Genomic DNA, 17,572 nt, shown 5'->3' on the forward strand with positions numbered 1-17,572 from the left:
TAGTAGGCAATTCCTTTCATTTCCCGTTCCCTGTTGGGAGCGTCCCGAAGCCCTTGACTTGAATCGGCTGGTTCGTAATGGCTTGCGTGCCTCCACCAGTTCCCCATTCAGGGAATGTATTGGTGATCGGTTCGGGCGTTGTAGTCGTATTCCACTTTCCCATTGGGATCGACAAATCATTGATAAGCGGCAGCGTATCAAAACTAACCCAATTGGACGGTGTCCGCGGCAACTGCAAAAGGCTTTGTGCCGCAGACGGGCTCATGTTAGTGATGTCGTCAAACGTAATATACGTCGGATTGCGAGGCGCGATCGTCCCTGCCTGGGCCTCTGCAACTGCAGGACCACCCACCGCACGATAGCCCGTCGCCGGCACTGCAGTCCCATCAGATGTTACATAAAAGTTGATTCCGCTTAAGCCAGCAGTAGCGTCGCGGTTTGTGGCTGCCGCGCCAGCTGAAATCGCTGCTTCCTCTGCGGCAAACGCACCTTCCGCAGCTTCAACCGGTCCCTCGTCCTCCCCAGCAACACCCGCAGCCTCAATCGAATTGGCGACCAGCATGCCTGCCGGCGTAGTGAACCAGGTCGCTGCCGTAACGCCAGCGTTCTTCAATGTATTGACGATGTGCTGCCACGCCCCCGAGTTATTCAGCGCCTCACTCGTGGCCTGACTCACTGCACCCTGCAGGTTCGTGCCCGTCAGGATCGCGGCGCTGCCACCAGCGGCCGTCGCAAACGCGGCCAGCACCGCCTGCTGCGCTGCATTAAGCGGTGCGCCTGACGGATCCATCGCGCTCACCAGGCTCGGTGACAACGCCGCGCTCGCGGCCCCGCCAATGGCCCCGCCACCACATCCTTCACCCGATGCTGCTCCCGCCGCACACCCCAATGCGGCGTGACTGACGATGCTCGCCAGCATGTTCGGATCATCACCAGTCGGACCGAACAGATTGCCGATCGCATAATTCGCCGACGCCGCGACATCCGCTACCGCATCATTGCGCAGGTTCGTCAGGAAGCTGCCGCCCTCGATCAGGCTCTGCGCACCCGCCTGAATGCCCGCGGCTGCCGCCAGTGCAAGACCGGCTTCGACGCCGCTGCCCGTCGCGCTCGATGCAGTCGGCACCAGCGCATTGCCCACGCTCTGCACGCCTGCCAGCGCAGCCAGGCTGTTCGACGAGGCCGTCGTCGTGAAGCCGACGCCTGCTGCATCGCTATAGGTAATGCCGTTCGTCAGGCCTGCCGTTACGAACGCCGTTGCGCCCGCTTCCAGCATTGCGCCAAAACTGAAGTCATTGCCGAACGCCGTCTGCGTCATCGCACTGTCGACCATGCTACCGACCGCAGCCGACAGCGCAACGTTGCCGACGCCCGCACCCAGCGCCCCTACCCCCGTACCTGCCGCGGCGAATGTCGCGCCCGAGCCTGCTGCCCCGGCTCCCGCCGCAGACGATGCCACACCGACCGCCGCAGACGCTGCCGAGGCTGCGCCCATCGAGATCACCGCGATCGTCACCATCGTGAACAGCTTGCCCCAGAGGCTTTCACTATCGTCAGCCACAACCGTCGTCTGCAGATCGTTGCTCACCGTGGTCTGCATGAAACTGCTGCCCAGCTGGTTCTTCAGGTTCGCCAGCAGCTGCGCGGTCGCGGCATCGTTCGCGCTGCCGTCCGCATTGAGCTGCTCCAGCACACCGCCGATCTGGTTCAGGCTCTGCACCTGCAGGTCGTAGTTGGCGGCGGTCATCACACCACCCTGCTGCACCACCGTGCCGGTCGTATCCGTCACGCCTGCGCCATCGGCCAGCCTCGTGTAAACGTCGCCGATGTTGGTCGAGCGCTGCTCGTTCGTCAGCGACGCCGTATTGACCGTCAGACTGTCGGCGCTGATCGTCCCGGTATTGAGGATGCTGTTCGCGTAGTTCAGCGCGACGTTCGTGCCGGTGATCGTGCCGTCCGCGTTCACCTCCGCAAAGTTCTGCGGCAGCAGCACCTCGGGCATGAGCGCCTGTACGGTCGGACATGCGCCGTTACCCGTGGCCGTACAGCCCGGCTCGGGCACCGTCTCCTCGACGTACCAGAGCATCGGGGCATTGACGAGCGCAAGCTGCGCCTCGCTCAGCTGCGTGCCCAGCGCGACGTTGTTCTGCTCGGCATACTGCAGCGCCGCGCCGTACAGCGCCGCCGTATCGAGGTTATTGACGGTCGTCTGGCTCGCGCTGTCGGTCTGCGACGGCAGCGCGTAGAAGCTCGACTGCCCCGTCGCCTGCAGCGCAGCCTGCTCGACCTGCTGCGCCTGCGTGTACGGGTCGTAGTAGAACTGCGTCGTGTCCGGCTGCAGGCTCGCGGGCAACTGCGCGATAAGCGCCGCCGGCGACAGGTCGTTCGTGACCGCCGAGGCCGGACTGTTGAGCAGGTACGTCACGTCGACCGTCTGTCCGCCGACGGTCTGCACCATCGTGCCATTCGCCACGCTGGCAGCCGTACCTGCCGAGGCGGTGCCAGCCTGCGCGCCAGATGGCGTGCCCGACGTCACGCTGCCCGGCGCAACCGGCTGTCCCACTGTCGTCACGCCAATCGGCGAGTTCGACGGCAGGCCCGCCGCGCCCGTTACCGAAACCGGCTTGCCCGCCAGGTTCGTCACCAATCCCGCTGCATTGACTGTCGTGGTCGCTGTTGACGGCACCGAAGGCGGTCCGAGCGTGATCACCTGGCCTGCCACCGCAGGCGGTGGCGTATAAACGTCCAGGTTCGTGAGCCCGTTCACGAGCGTCGAGCCCGTGAGGCTCACGGTCGTCCCGATCACGTTGCCCGTATTGGTCAGCGTGGGTGAGTTCACCGCGAGCGTATTGCCTGCCTCGATCGTGCCCGGCACGAAGTCAGACAATCCCACGGCATCCGGCAGTCCCGCCGGGTCCTGTGCCTGCGCACTCTGGTATGCACTGCCATAGAGCGACGCACACAGTGACGGATCGTTCGAGCAGCCCCACGCCGGGAAATTTGCATCGAAATAGGTGAGATTCGCGTGCCAGTACGCGTTCAGGTACTGGTTGTCACTGCTCGCGCCCGTCGTCGCGTTGACCGTGACGTTGTTCAGCGCGCTCACCAGGCTGCCTGTGTTCGAGAACGTACCTGCGTTCAGGTTGACATCATGGTTGGCCGTGATCGTCGCCGGATCGGCTGACTGCACCTCGACATACGCCTCGCAGTTCGACGAACAACCCGTGTAGGGCGTTGCGCTGCCGTAGTTCTGGTGAATCTGTACCGGCGCCGCGATCGTGTTGACAAGGCTCGCCGCATTGATGTCCACATCGTTGCCCGCTGCAATCGCACCCGAGATATTCGCCACGCTCGCGGCCTGCGGGACACTCACCGGTGTCGTGGACGTATCGCCCGCCGTCGTACCCGCGCCGCCGATTACGACGTTTCGGCCCGCCACCAGGTTGCCGTAGGTATTGCTGACCGTGTTTGCGGCGATCACGACATCGTTGCCCGCCGTCACGTTCGCATTGATCTGCTGGTAGCTGTACGCCGTCGAGTTGGGATTTGTGGTCGACAGCGACGAACAGCCGGCGCTGTAGCCTGCCGCGCAGCCGGCGGTAGTCGTCATCGTCCCGGTGTTGGTCCCCTGGTTCGTGAAGCTGCCCGCCGTGATGTTCACGTCGTTCGCCGCGGCAATCGTGCCCGCGTTCGTGAGATTGCCGCCCGAGAGGTCCACATTGTGACCGGCGACGATCTGCCCGGCCTGACCCTGCACCGTCACCGATGAACTCACCGAGGGCGACGCCACCGTCCCCGGTGCATCGATTGAGAATGTCGCAGGGGCGTAATCGCTAGTAGTAACCGTGTAAGGCATCCCGGAACCATAGACTGCCACGACTCCCGCCCCCGAATACGTAGGGCCCACTGGATTCGGTATGGGCAATGTCGTCAATGCCGTCAGGAACGTATCAAGTGAGGCTGCATCCACCGTATCGGTCACTGTCTGCGAATACGTGGCCGCACCGTTCTCCAGCGACTTGATGTTGAGGTTCGCGTCGTTACCGGCACTGACCGTGCCACCCGTGTTCTGCAGGTCGTTTGCCGTGAGCGTCAGGTTATGCCCGGCGGCGATCACCGAGTTGTCGGTGGTGCTGCCGGTCGTCGTCACCGTTTCGGTGACCGTTGGCAGTGCTACGGTTACGACATCGTAAGTACGATATGTTCCGGCAGGATAAACTGACCCCGAAGTCGGGACGCTGCCATCCTGGATATACCAGTAAGCAGTCGAATAGTTAGCCAACACACTGCTGCCAAAGTATGCTATGGCTGTCGGCACATTGACGAGCTCGACCGTACCCGATGTCGCGACCGGATCTGTCCGGGTGGACACGACTGGCTGAAAGGTCGCGTATCCGCCAAGAGCGTAACCAGGGATCGAGTAGCTCGTGTCAAAATATGATGTCCATGCCTTCATGTCCGGTGCAGCGCCGCTTGGCGACAGCAGATCACCCAACGTCAACGGAATGGTCTCTTTGGCCGCGGTGCCTACGAGCGCCCCTGGGTTGATGACCGCGACCAGGGTTTCCGTGCCAACGACGGTCGACATCAGCAACGGGGTGTTCTCAACCGTGGTGGTGGTGGTCGTCGTGGCCCCGGTGGCCGTCGCACCCGTATTGATGACAGCGTTCGCCGTGATCGCGAGATCGTTGGTCGCGGTGATCGTCCCGCCCGCGTTGATCAGATCGCCCGACAGGTTGATCGACATGTCGCCGGTGCCCGCCGTGCCCGTACCGGACTGCGTCATACCGTTCGAGTTGTCGTAGCTCGCGCCGCTGAGGGTCAGGTTGTTGAGGGCCTCGACCGTCCCCGCATTCGTGCCCGAACCATTGAGCGTGAAGGCATCGTTCGCCTGCACGGTCGCGCCCGCCGCATTCGCCAGCCAGCCATTGATCGTCAGGTCCTGCGCGCTAATCGTGCCGCTGTTGGCCACCGCTCCGTTGAGCGCGAGCGACCCCGACGCCTGGTCTATCGTGCCGGTATTGCTGATGCCCTGGCTCGCCGTCACGCTGACAGCTGTATCCGGCAACGTCCACGTCCCGCTGTTGGTGATCGCCGCCACCGACAGGTTGAATGCGTTACCGCCGTTGGCCGTGCCGAACGTGGCCGACAACGGATCAAGCGCCTCATTGGGCAGATTCAGCGTCACGCTGTCAAAACCGAGGATCTGTCCGTTCGTGTTGCTGAAGCTGCCAGCGGGGCCGGTCAGGTTGACCGTCACGTCGCCCGCGCCCGAGGTCGGGTTGTTCACGTCGCCCGCGAAGATGAGCCCGTTGCTGTTGTCCAGCGTGGATGTGGCCAGCGTAAGCGCGTCGGTCGCCATCAGCGCGCCGCTGTTGGTCGCGCTGTTCGCGACCGTGATATTCGTGCTCGGCCCGTACACCGTGCCGCTGTTGACGAGGTTCGTCGCGTTGATGTTCGCAGCAGTCAGGCCCGAGAGCGCGCCCGCATTCGTCACCGTCGAGCCCGATACGGTCAGCGTGCCCCCCGCCATCTGCGTGCCGCTGTTCGTCACCGTGCCGCCTGAGCCACCTGAGAGCGTCGCGTCGCCGAGATACGCGCCCGTACCCGTCGTCGTCAGGCTCTGCGTGCCGGTCGCACTGTATGTACCGCCCACGGTCGCATCGCCCGTCGTCACCGTCACGCCCTGGAGCGTGGCCGCGCCGTTCACGGCCAGCGCGCCCGCCGACGTGTCGAGGTTCTGCGCAGCGGTGGCCGTCAGGTTGCCACCGGCCGAGAACGCCTGGGTCGTGATGTTCGCGCCCGTGAGCGTGGCATTGCCCTGGATGGTCGTCTGGCCGTTCAGCGCGAGATTCTGGCCCGCGTTCAGCGTCGCGTTGCCCGCCGTCGAGACCGGGCCACCCGCCGTGAGGTTGCCCCCCTGCGCATTCAGGTTCAGGTCGCCCAGTGCCTGCGCGCTGCCCGGCACGTTCACATCCGTGCCGGCCGTGACACCCAGGTTGCCGCCCGTCAGCACATCGCCGCCAAGCGTCGCGCTGCCGTTCGTGGCCGTGATGCTCGCGTTGCCCACCGCCGTCACCGCGCCCGTCGTCACGTCCTGCGCGGCGGTGGCCGTCAGGTCATGGCCGGTCTGCACCGCACCCGTGAGCGCAATGCTGTGACCGGCGCTCAGCGTCGTGTCGTTCGCGACGTTGATTGCGCCGCTGCCGGTGATGTTGCCGCCCGCCGTGACGGTCGCATTGCCCGTGCCGTCGGCTTCGAGGCCGCCGTTCAGCGTCACGTTGCCGCCTGCGTTGACACCCGTGTCGCTGCCGCTGTGCACCGCACCCGCCACCGTCGCATCCTGCGCCGCGCTCACCGTGATCGTGCCGGGGCTCGTGAGCGTCCCCGCGACCGACACCGCGCCCGCACCCGAGGTAATCGACGCATTGCCCTGGCTGTAGACCGTGCCACCCAGGTTAGCGCCCTGCTCACCGCTCGCGGTGAGCGTGCCCAGGGTCACCACGTCGCCGGCCGTGGCGAGCGTACCGGCTGCCGCCGACAGCGTCATGTTGCCGATCGACCCGACCGTGCCGTCGATCAACGCGTTGTTGCCCGCCGCGACCGTCAGCGTCGAGCCAGCGGTCGCCGTCCCGCCAAGCGTGGCGTCCTGCCCTGCCGTCACACTGACCGCGCCGGGTGCGGTGACCGTGCCGCCCAGCGTGGCGTTCGCGCCCGCGCTCACGGCGAGGTCCGTGCCGGCCTGCAGATTTCCGCCCGCCTGCACGTTCTGGCCTGCGCTCAGCGAGACGGCATCACCCGACGAGGCGACATCGCCCTGCCCGGTGATCGAGCCGTTTGTTGCGGTAATCGTCACCGGTCCCTGCGCCTGCGCAGTGCCACCCAGCGACACGTCCTGCGCGGCGGTCGTCGTCAGCGCCCCGTTCGTCTGCACACTGCCCGCCACCGACGCCGAACCGGTCTGCGCCGTCATCGTCGTATCGCCGACGGCGGCAATCGAGCCGCTCACCGCCGCGTTGCGCCCTGCGGTGAGCGCCACCGTACCGCCCCCGGTCACATTGCCGGTCTCGTTCACGTCGCGGCCGGCCTGCACCGTGATCGCCCCCGGCGCAGAAATATCCGCGAGACTGGCATCCACGCCAGCCAGCACACCCAGGCGGGCGCCCGACTGGATGACCCCGCTGTAGTCGATACTGCCCCCGGCGCTCACATCCACGTCACCGCTGACCGTGCCGATGGCGCCGGAGCCGCTGAGGTTGCCGCTCGTGGCCGCAAGCGTCAGCGCGCCCGTCGTGTTCACCGCACCGTCCACGGCAAGATTGCCGCCCGCACTGACCGTCGCCGTCTGCGCCTGGGTCTGTCCGTCCAGCGCCACGTCCTGGCCGGCGGTCACGGCCAGCGCACCGGGCGTCACGACCGTCCCCGCCAGTTGTGCGCTGCCGTGCGTCGCCGCGATGGTCACGGCACCCAGCGCCGAGAGGTTGCCACCCACACTGACGTTCTGGCCTGCGCTGACATCGAGCACACCATTGGTAACCGCGTCACCGGCGATCGACGCCGAGCCGGACTGCGCGGTCAGCGTGGTGTCGCCCACGCCGCTCACCGAGCCATTGACTGTCGCGTTGCGCGCGCCCGTGAGCGCTACCGTGCTGCCGCCCTGCACCGCCCCGTTGATGGTCAGGTCGCGCCCCGCGGTGGCCGCGATCGTGCCGGGCGCGGTCAGCGCCGAATTGACGGTGAGGTCGCCGGTTCCCGTCTGCAGGGCGATCGCATTCGCTGCGAGCGAGCCGAGCGTCATCGAGTTGCCGGCCACCAGGCTCGCCTGGCCGTTCGCAGCGACTGATGCTGCGTTCAGGTTATTGCCTGCCGTGAGCGACACGTCCTGTCCCGCCGACACACTCCCCGTCGCGTTGATGTCGCCCGCCGCGGTGACGGTGTAGTTCTGGTTCGCCAGTCCCGTATCGGTGACCGACACGCTGCCTGCCCCCGTGAGGCTGACGTTCTGGTTCGCAAACGTTTGCCCGACGACGATGTCGCCATTCGAACTGACGCTCACGTCACCGGCGGTGGCCGCGAGCGGCCCCTGCATATTCACGCCCTGGCCTGCGGCCGTGGAGACGATATAGATCTGCCCCGCCGTGACCGATCCGTACTGGCTCGCGTCGACGGCCACTACACCCGGAGCGCCCGCCATCACGTTCGACGTGCCGTAGCCGGTGCCCGATGCACCCGTCGCGGTGGGTGTCACCGTCTGGTTGCCTGTAATGACGTTGACTGTCTGGTTCGCGTAAAGCGGCGCGACCAGGCTCACCGACTGACCGATGAGATCGATGTTGCCGACCGTCCCCTCGATGCCCGCGCCGGGGCCGTTCACGCCTGCCGGGCCGTTGACTGCGATGGTGCCCGAGGAAACGCTGTAGGCGACGGCGCCCGCGTTCGCGAAGCTCGTTGTACTGCCGCCCGGGCCGGTGATGAACTGCGGCACGCCCGTGGTCAGAACGAGGCCCGGTGCATTCGTCAGCGAAAGACCGTTGACACTGATTCCATTCGGATTACTGATGATGATGCTTGCCGGACTGCCGAAAACTTCAAGCGGCCCGGCCAGCGTCGAGGGCGCGGCAGAGGTCACCTGATTGAGAATCGTGGTGGCCGTGCGGCCGTTCAGGTTCGGGTTGGCACCGAGCGTGCCGCCCAGCAGCGGCGTGCCCGCCACCAGGCTGTTGTTCAGCACGATCCCCGCACTGTCGACATTGAACGAACTGTACTGGTTCGCGCTCAGGCCACTGGAATTGGGCGCGGCGATATTGACGGCCGGGACCCCGGTGCTGGTCTGCGTCACGGTCGGCAGGAACGTGACGGGCGCGCGCGGGTCGACGATCGGCGCGGCGTGCGCAGTCTGGTCGGCAAGCAGCACGGCGGGCGCCAAATACATCACGACCGTCATGACGGCGGCGGTCGCGCGCATCCACAGCGGACGATGCGCGTCCGTTCTCCCTTCGCCCGGAAGGCGAATGAAACGACGGCTGTCGAATGCCGCGCGATGCCGGACCAGGGAACCTCTCAGATGTGTCGTCATTGCTTGTGAATTTTTACTGACTTGTTTTGCAACAGACTGCTGGACGGCCGAACCGTAACAGTTCGGCGGGCCTCCGCACTGTCAAGAATCGTCAACACCTGACGCACAGCTTGACGGCCATCAACATCCCACAAGAACCTGTTGCGCCAACGGCTCATTTTCTGGCTCTGTCAGGAATGCTATTTGTACAAATTTGTACAATTCTCATAAGAAGCGCAGTATTGCTGTCGCCGTCGTACCATCCGTGGGCACTCCCCCGTCTGATGTAACGCCTGGACGATGAACGCAGCGTCCAGGCACGCACAGGATTTGGCCTGCCGGCCGACCTGCTGGAACACGTCCATCAATGCCTGACGCTGGGCTTCAATGGTGCCCGGCCACACGCTGCTGCGCGTGACTGGCCGCGAGCACCGCAAAATTCTCGAGGCGGTCGTTCTCGCACAGCAGGGCCTACAAGGTGTTGACCTGACGCGCAGGAAGAAGATCACTCCCAGCCGTCAACCTTGTTAGATATCCATAATAATTATAAAAAAAATGATAGGGTAGCTGAACAGCGTGAACATACGGGAGAGGAGATTCCGGCGTCCTGCGGGAACAGCCCGCAGCACCGGCCAGGACGGGTAAGCGGGCGAATGCCTGGGTTGGACGACCGGCGAGCCCGAAGGCTCCCCCCGACATCACCCGCCTGTAGAGAAATACAGGGACGAGCCGTTGACTGTCAGACCTCGCGAACGAGGATGACAAAAAACGACACGCTTTCGGTTCTGTCGCATGATGGTGCCTGCCGGATATCCGGATGTAACCGCCCTGCCCGGCTACCGCACTCACTGCGCCGATATTTTGTCAAGCACTATGAAATCGATAATTCCAGCGCGAATGAACGTGCGCTGGAATCTTATTCACCCGGTTTCTTCTTTGTCTTTTCCTCCTCTTCTGTTTCCTCTTCCTCATTTTCCTTCCTGTTCTTTTCTGATTCTTTCTCCTCCTCTTCCTCTGCAACGGGTTCCGCCTCTTCCGGTGCCGTCCGTTCCCCAGTTTCCTCCCCAGGCTCCTTGCCCGTACCGAATTCGGACGGCGTGGGCGCTGTTTCTCCCTCCCCCATTCCGCCACCACCGAATCCTCCGCCCCCACCAAACTCCGGCATTTCCCCTGTGCCCATATCTGATCCCATGGCGCCGCCCATGTCACCACCTGCCCCCCAGCCGCCAAACCCGCCGCCTTCACCGCCCGACATATCCTGTCCTGATGAATACGTGTCGGTACCCGTCGCTTCGGTCGTGCTCTTGTCCTGGATGGTCTTGAACTTTTCGTTGGCGCGGTTGGTAATCGGCAGCAGCCCCTTGAAGAAGTCCCCAAATGCCTTCTGCAGCTGTTCGATGTGCTCGGTCTGCATGCGGAACACATCCACGAGCGGCTTGCCGTCCTCGTCCATCGTCGTGAGTTGCGCGAGCTCCGGCAGCATGCCGTTTTCGATCATGTAGAGGCGCACGAAATAGGCTTTGGCCACCTCCTTGAGGACTTCGATCTTTGCGGCCACGTCCCCCCCCGTGTCGACGGTAAAGAATTTTTCCGAGAGCCACGCCTCGAGCCCCGCGTCGAGCGCCTTGGTGTACGTTTCAAGGGCTGTCACCTGGTTTTCGAGCGTCGACGAGTTCGGCCGCGGCAGTGACACCTCGATGTTCATGAGGAATTCGGTAAGAATCTGCCCGATCAGATATTCCTTCTGTTCCTCTGCGATGTTCCTGTCGCCATCGTTGTCGCCTTTCTCACGAATCGGGCGCTCGGTCACCACGCGCACCTGGGCCTTACGGTAATGCCCCCGTTTTCCACGGTGGGCAGAAGTAGAAACTAAGCGGCCATGGCCAGCCGCTGCTTCGGGGTAAAACCGCCCAATGCCATATTCGGGCGCTCGTGATTGTAAATCCACATCCAGTCGGCCGCCGCTTCGCGAACCTGCTCCAGGTCTTCCCACAGATACTGCGACAACCATTCGTACCGAGCAGTCCGGTTGAACCGTTCGATATACGCATTCTGCTGCGGCTTGCCCGGCTCGATGTATTCCAACCGGATGCCTTGCTTCTGCGTCCACGTCACGATGGCCGCGCTCAGATATTCCGGGCCGTTGTCGCACCGGATGACCTTCGGCTTGCCTCGCCATTCCATATGCTGCTTCAGCGTGCGAATCACCCGCTCGGATGGCAACGAGAAATCCACCTCGATGCCCAGCGCCTCGCGGTTGAAATCATCAATCACGTTCAGCGTCCGGATACTGCGCCCGTCAACCAGCTGGTCATGCATGAAGTCCATCGACCACACTTCATTGATGGCCTCCGGTACCGATAGCGGCTGCGGCGTTTCCCGCACCAGCCGCTTTTTCGGCTTGATGCGCAGGTTCAGCTCCAGCTCGCGGTAAATCCGGTAAATGCGCTTATGGTTCCAGCCGAATCCCTTCACGTTACGCAGGTAGAAGTAGCACAGCAGAAAACCCCAGTTGCGATGGCAACCCGTGATACGCAGCAGCCAGTTGGCAATCTCTTCGTTCTCCGTGTTCAACTTCGCCTCGTACCGGTAGCACGACTCGCTGATGCCAAACGCCGCGCACGCCACACGAATTGACACGCGCCGCTGTTGCACAACCCGCTTTGCCATCTCGCGCCGACGAGATGGCTTCAGAACTTTTTTTGCAGTGCCTCCGAGGCAATCTCAGCCTTGAGCTTCTCCTCGATGTACATCTTGCGAAGCCGGGCATTCTCCGCCTCCAGTTCCTTCATGCGCGACATCATCGACGCGTCCATGCCGCCGTACTTCGAGCGCCATTTATAAAACGTCGCCGAACTGATGCCCAGCTCCCGGCACAGCTCCGGCACCGCCAGTCCGGCCTCCGCGCGCTTGAGCGCCTCCAGTATCTGGCTGTCCGTGAATCTCGACTTCTTCATCTGCAGAACTCCCTCTTAACGAGAAAATTCTACTTCTCCCGACGATGGATTTGCGGGGGCATTACCTTACGATCAGCCGGAACTTCCGCGTGCAACCGTGACCATTGCCGCGCCTCCTGCCGGTCCTCCTGATCGAATTTGAGCTTGGCGAAGTTATCGCGCAGAATCTGCAACATGTCCTCCATCGTCTCCTGCGTGTTCATCACGTGAATGCGCATGTGGGCTGCGAGCTGCGGATGGAATTCATCCTGCAGCTGCATCACGCGCTTGGACATGAGCGTGTTGCTGGTAACAATCGAGGTCGCAAACTCAGGCTGGCTCGCGGTGTCGATGAGCTCGGGGGGCGTGCCTACCTTCATGAGCGCGCGCTTGCGCAGGTTGTCTTCGAGATCGGTGTCGGGCTTGGCGTAGTTCGTATTCTTCTCGCCAAAATCGATATTCACATCCGGATAGCCCGGATGCCCCTCGACCACGAAATTGAACCCGGCACGCCCGATAAAATCCAGCACATCGTAGGGCGAGCTGATCCCCACCGGCATCTGGTTCGAGCGCAGACGCGCGGTTTCATTCATGATCGTTTCCATCGTCTTCTCGGGGTTCGGGTCCTCCTCATCGAGCTTGATCTTCACGTCGGTGCGCGCGATCGAATTGCGCACGCCTGCCATCACGTTCGCGAAAAGCAGCGTGGTACGCAAGCCATTGAGGATGCGGATCTCGTCAAGCAGCGACTCGCCGATGCCGTTCTCGTTGTAGCGGAACGCGAAATACGTCATGAACTCCGCAGGGATGAAGAGCAACTGGCTGTTCTGGCGCGCGAGCGCCCGCGCGAACATCACCCGGTAGACCTCCTCGCGGCGCGCGAGCTCCACCCCCGAGCCATAGACGCCGTTGCGCAGGCGCGCGAGCAGGTCCTGCTCGATCATGTCGCCATAGACACGGGCGCTGTAGTCGATCGACTCGCGGTTCGTGATGTTGAAGCCCTCCATCTGGGACTTCACCTTGTTCATCATCGCCGAGGGAAACGAGCCGCCCGTATTGAGCTGCTGCGTCATCTGCTGGTACGAGTCGGTGATCGCCTGGCGCACGATCGGATGCCCCTCCATGTCGAGCAGCACGAAAAATCCGACCTGGTGCTCGGGGGTGCCCGGCACGTGAACTGGAATCACCGCTTCCGAAGGGATGTGCATCGTGAGGGGACTCCCCACCGTGCGGCGCGTGAGCTGCTCCTGGGTCTTGACACTCGCAATCGGCTGGTAGCCGTACTGCCGGTTGCGGTAGAGCAGTCCCGTGAGTTCGCGGTCGTTCATCTGGGCGATCGACCGTTCACCCAACCCCGCGCGACCGTAGCCAACCGACTCCAGCGCGGGAGACTTCAATGATTCGAGAATCCGGCGCTCGCGGATCTTCTGTTTGATCTCGGGGATCTTCAGCACCGTCGGATTGTCGGTAACGGTGAGAAATACGTCGGGGACCGGTAGCGGCTGGGTGAAGGCGAGTTCAAACCTCACCTGCCCGAGATGCCGGTTGTCCCACGCGTTGAAATGCGGCTCGGCGAACGACTCGGCAGAAATGCCTGTCGTCTTCTGCTCGGTGGGGGCGGATTTCTGCACAGGCCCGAGGATGCCGAGCGGTCGCAGCGTTCCGTCCGCGTAGATGTGCTCCGAGAGCGCTTCCATCGACAGGCGCTGCTCGCCATTGATCACGGCATCCACCGAGTTTTCCGGAATCACGGCGACGGGCCATGAGCCAGTCTGGAAAAGTGCCGTCCTCAGGATCTCGGGAATCAGTGCCTTGATCTTATGGACCTGCTCAAAGTGCCGCCGGTAGCGGTCGATGAGCGCCCCGCTCACGTCGGGCGGCATCAGGCCCTCCGGTGGCGTGAAGGTCAGGTCGATCGACATCATGTCCTTGGGCGAGCCGATGCTCGCCACCAGCACCTGCTGCGCGAGCTCCATGTCGGGCAGCAGGCCCATCACCGTTTCCGCGTCGTTAATGTTGCGCGCGGTCTGCTCCGCGGCATTGCGGAACTCATACAGGTTGGGCTGCGTGATCTCCCTTTGTCCTGTCTGGCTGTACTGCGGGGGATTGACCGGGGGCACGAGCTTGGCGAGGATCGCGGCCGTCTGCGGGTCGCGGCGCACCAGTTGCAGGACGTGGAACTTCTTGCCGGTGGCAGCGGATTCGATCACCCGCCGGTAGGCGCTTGAGCTCATGGGATGTCCCCCTGTTTCCGTTCCGGTAGCTGGTCCAGCAGCCCTGTTTCAGTGGCCCATTCAGGAACCCACCCGTGGAGCACTGTCGTGGCGTCGAGCAATTCGAGTGAACTACAGGTCTATCTGGACCAGTGCATCGCGCTTGCGAGCACCCTCGTCGTGAAGTCGCAGGAAAGCGTCGATGGACTGAACCAGTATGTGCAGGATTACTACGGAACAGGCACGTTTGACGAAACGGACCCAACGACCTGGAAGTACTACATGAATCTGGCGGGCCAGTATCACCCGACCGATACGATGATGCAGGTGAAGTCCCTCGACACCATGCAGGTCATCGATTTCACCGTCGCGAATCTGATGGTCCACACGGCCACGGCCGGCGCTTACCAGTTCAATACCTGGGAATACCAGCAGCTCGTCACGCAATATCCGAACCAGGTGTTCCTGATCCTCGGCGTCATCTATCCGGCGGACCTGCCCACGGCCATCAGTGCGGCGGACGGCACCATCCTCGGCTGGCCCGCCTCGCTCATTGAAGTCAACGAAGCAAGCCTCGTGAACAAACTGGAACAGTGGGTCAAGGCTTTCAAGGCGCGCTGGTTCAATCCCCAGTACGGCGTGAGCGACGAGCTCTACTTCACGGTACAGAATTCGAACCTGTACTACGGCCTGATCATGGCGATCATCGCGTATCGCCTCGAAGCCTGTGGCACGGCCGAGGCCCACAGCTATCACGTCAGGCAGTATCTCGCCTCACATCTCGCGCTCGATGCGTACTACGACCAGCTCACGCTTGAGCAGTCGATCTGGCTGTATCGCAACATCAACTACCTCGAGCGCAACGCCGGCAAGCAGTCAACCTTCCGCACCCTGATCCAGAAGCTCCTCACCGACCGGGGCATACCGCTTGCCGCCTACGTGATGAACCACAACGTGTCGGCGATGCCCGACGACCTCTATCCCACCGTCGAATTCGATGCCGTGCCGCTCAATCTGGGCTACAGCGCGGTGGCCGACACGACGTGGACGCTCGACCAGTTGCTGGACAACGAGCAGCCGGTGGCCACAGGCAATGCGCTGATCCAGCCGGACGTGGAAGCCGATATCCAGACGCGTCTGGAAAATTCCCGCTCGAACACCCTGCCCACCAAGGTGCTCAATTCGGCCATGATCGACATGTCTGAAACGGGGCCCTGGACGCTCACGGACCTCCTGCTGCACCACTGGGCGTTCTTCAGCAACCGGGGCCTCTATACGGCGTTTCTCGTGGTGAACAATCCGGTGACGGGCGAGCCGATCGTGCCAATGACCGCGCAGGATGGCTTCACCTTCATGATCTACTGCTTCTGCCAGTCGGCCGGTTTTGATCTTACGAACGAACCCGTTCCGTCCGTCATCGCCACGCGCGTGCAGCGCATCCCGACACCCTCTGTCGACGACCTGATGTCGGTGGTCGACACGACGCTCGTGACACAGGATATCGCCGCGCTGGCGCTATCCTGGCAGCCGGCGATCGCGCCGATGATATCGGTCGATGCCTTCTGCGCCACCGTCAACTCGATCTGGCAGGCCAGTACTAACCAGTGGAAGCTCATCGGTTTTCAGGAACATCAGGCGCGCCGCGGCATGGTCTCTGGCATGGTCGAGCGGATCTACTCCGACAACGTGATCCAGCTCGGCGATGGTGCCAGCAGCGGCAATGGCGAGACCTACGCGCAATGGTTCAAATTGCGCAACATCGACATCACGGTGTTCTCGGCCGACGACTACGGCCTGATGTACCAGTCGCTCGTCGAGGCGGCCACCGGCGTGAACCTGCAGTCGACGCACTCGGTCGCGAACCTGCAGGCCGCCATGCTCGCGATGATGCAGAAGCTCTCCAGCTACAGCATCCAGTTCATCTCCGAAATCAACGACTCGACGATCCAGGATGTGGGCTCGGCCATCATACGAACCGGCGACAACCTCACCTTCTCCACGGAAGACGTCTATGACGAGATCTTCGGCGCCGGGTTCGTTCGTCAGCGTGTGGCGCCTGCGCTGAACTTCACGTGCGAGATCAACGCGGCGCGCATGGACCACCCCGGCAACCGGCTCACCACATCCGCACAACTTGCTGTCAATGACCGCATTGGCCTGAAGGTCCAGACGACCCGCATCCCCCTTGAAGTGTCCGGCTTTGTGGGCATGGCGGGGCTTGACGTGCGCTCAACCGTCCGGGTTCAAACCGGCAGTCCGGTTATCCCGCCCCTGATCGGCATCGAGAACTGGCTGGCGCTGCCTGAGGCCGAGCGCGCCGCCTCCATTGTCAGCATCTGGCCACCCTCCTACCAGAGCCCGGATAACCCGCTGCCACAGATGTCCCGTATCTGGCCCGTGCGCAATCTCACCGGCCTCGTCTACACGCCACCGACCGAATAGAAACCGCTGCAGATTCCCCTCGGTTTCGCATCAGTTTTCCTTCTCCTGTCAAATCGGTCAATATGGAGTCCGAAGTGGAACAAAGTCAGCGTACCGCATGGGGGGCCTATCTGCAGACCTGCCTGCTGCAAAACCTGCCGTTCACGATGATGGCCAACACCACGCTGAACGAGAAGTTTGGCGTGCAGGCAGGCGTGGCCCCCTCCCCCGGCATTCTCCCCTCGCAGCGTTATTACTGCATCGGCAACGGCGGCGCGGGCGTGACCGCCGGCGCCGACAACGTCGCGCTCTCCCAGCCACTGCAGCATCAGGCCACCGATGCGACGCTCTTCAATCATCTGCCCTTCATCATGCGGCCGGTGAGTGCCGATCTCAGTGCCTCGCAGATGGCGCAATATGCGCTGCGTCAGGTCATCACCTGGAACAGCGTCGTCTATGCGGCCTATTTCCTGCGCCGCATAGACTTTACGGGCGTAGGCGTCGAACTGGACATGGTGACGACCTCCAGTGGCGTCGCCACCACCACCCCCTATGTGCCCGACGCCACGAACCTCAACCCGCAGCCGTCGATGCCGGCCAGTGGCACGATCAATATCCTCTCCGGGGACTTCATCACGGCCGCGGCCATCGTCACGCTGTCGTTTAGCGCGCAGGACGTCACGGAGCTACTGAACTGCACCAACATCATCTATGGCGACTCCACCTACGCGATTGTCAACGAGATTGGCCTCGTGAGCGGCGTGGACAAGGTCGTCAATGTGCCCGTCTCCGGCGGCTCGTTCAACATGAACGAGGTCATCTGCGCGCAGATCTGTTCGTTCTTTAATACCTACCAGGCGATGAATTACCAGAACGGCGGCGTGAACATCTCATTGTCGATCGGGGCCACCGAACCGCTCTTTACCTTACAGCCAGCCACAAGCTAG

At 62.9% G+C, this 17,572-nt stretch carries 6 protein-coding genes; 2 read left to right on the forward strand and 4 right to left on the reverse strand.

Annotated features, from left to right (window positions below; genetic code table 11):
- Positions 1-16: 16 nt before the first annotated feature.
- The 4 genes from L0U80_RS28455 to L0U80_RS28470 all read right to left on the reverse strand — a co-directional run bounded on the left by L0U80_RS28455 (position 17) and on the right by L0U80_RS28470 (position 14,225).
- On the reverse strand, positions 17-9,076 hold the full coding sequence (locus tag L0U80_RS28455; RefSeq protein WP_233874133.1) for a two-partner secretion domain-containing protein: 9,060 nt from the start codon (positions 9,074-9,076) through the stop codon (positions 17-19).
- Between the two features lie 895 nt (positions 9,077-9,971).
- Positions 9,972-10,865, reverse strand: a complete 894-nt coding sequence (locus L0U80_RS28460; RefSeq protein ID WP_233874137.1) for a hypothetical protein — start codon at positions 10,863-10,865, stop codon at positions 9,972-9,974.
- Between the two features lie 59 nt (positions 10,866-10,924).
- A protein-coding gene (locus tag L0U80_RS28465; protein ID WP_233862864.1) for an IS3 family transposase occupies positions 10,925-12,012 on the reverse strand; the annotation gives its coding sequence in 2 pieces (ribosomal slippage) (positions 10,925-11,763 and positions 11,763-12,012; 1,089 coding nt in all).
- A 29-nt stretch (positions 12,013-12,041) separates the two neighbouring features.
- Positions 12,042-14,225: a hypothetical protein gene (locus tag L0U80_RS28470; protein WP_233874140.1), complete on the reverse strand. Its 2,184-nt coding sequence runs from the start codon at positions 14,223-14,225 to the stop codon at positions 12,042-12,044.
- A gap of 87 nt (positions 14,226-14,312) precedes the next feature.
- Here L0U80_RS28470 and L0U80_RS28475 point away from each other — a divergent pair, with 87 nt between their 5' ends.
- Together L0U80_RS28475 and L0U80_RS28480 are read left to right on the forward strand one after the other, a co-directional pair.
- Positions 14,313-16,646, forward strand: coding sequence for a hypothetical protein (locus L0U80_RS28475; RefSeq protein WP_233874143.1), 2,334 nt, complete (start codon positions 14,313-14,315; stop codon positions 16,644-16,646).
- 74 nt (positions 16,647-16,720) lie between these two features.
- Positions 16,721-17,572, forward strand: coding sequence for a DUF7208 family protein (locus L0U80_RS28480; RefSeq protein WP_233874146.1), 852 nt, complete (start codon positions 16,721-16,723; stop codon positions 17,570-17,572).

It is taken from the genome of Paraburkholderia adhaesiva, assembly GCF_021390575.1.
Taxonomy (GTDB): Bacteria; Pseudomonadota; Gammaproteobacteria; order Burkholderiales; family Burkholderiaceae; genus Paraburkholderia; species Paraburkholderia adhaesiva.